The sequence below is a fragment of the Pseudoalteromonas sp. NZS71_1 genome, assembly GCF_015864305.1.
GTDB lineage: Bacteria > Pseudomonadota > Gammaproteobacteria > Enterobacterales > Alteromonadaceae > Pseudoalteromonas > Pseudoalteromonas arctica.
This window is the reverse complement of sequence record NZ_JADYXM010000039.1, coordinates 1-662: the sequence shown is the minus strand read 5'-3', so window position 1 is coordinate 662 and position 662 is coordinate 1. Positions and strand designations below refer to the sequence as shown.

1 protein-coding gene is annotated in these 662 nt (G+C 42.1%); it reads left to right on the top strand.

Going from position 1 to position 662, the window contains the following annotated elements; all coding sequences use genetic code 11:
• Position 1: 1 nt before the first annotated feature.
• Positions 2-662, top strand: a 661-nt coding sequence (locus I6F43_RS20355; RefSeq protein ID WP_197103764.1) for a transposase, incomplete at its 3' end; no start/stop codon positions are given.

Below are 662 nucleotides of genomic sequence, written 5' to 3'. Positions count from 1 at the left end.
TATGGCAATCGCAAGAAAGCGCCAAGTAAGTTTGGTTGATACAAAGTACTACCATTGCAGATCACGTTGCGTACGCCGTGCATTTTTATGTGGGGAAGACCACTTTACAGGTCAATCCTACGAGCATCGTAGAGGCTGGGTTGAAGATAAACTGCTTGAGTTAGCCAAAGTGTTTTGTATTGATGTATGTGCTTATGCTGTTATGAGTAATCACACCCATTTAGTGCTGTATGTTGATGATAAAAAAGGGAATCGGCTGAATGATAAAGCGATTGTTATTCGCTGGCACAAGCTGTGTAAAGGCACTGTACTTACGCAAAAATACATACAGGGTGAAAAGCTAAGTAAAGCTGAACTTATCTTTTTTAATCAAACAGTAAAACAATACCGCGAGCGCCTATCAAGTATTAGCTGGTTTATGCGGTTGTTAAATGAAAACATTGCTCGCAGAGCAAATAAAGAAGATAACTGCACTGGCCGTTTTTGGGAGGGACGATTTACGTCTCAAGCATTATTAGATGGAGCAGCCCTTGCGGCCTGCATGGCGTATGTCGATTTAAACCCCATTAGAGCCAAAATGGCTAACACCCCAGAAGAGTCAGACCATACCAGCATCAAACAGCGTTTAACGTATGCAAAGGATGGCAAGCAACCAAAACAAC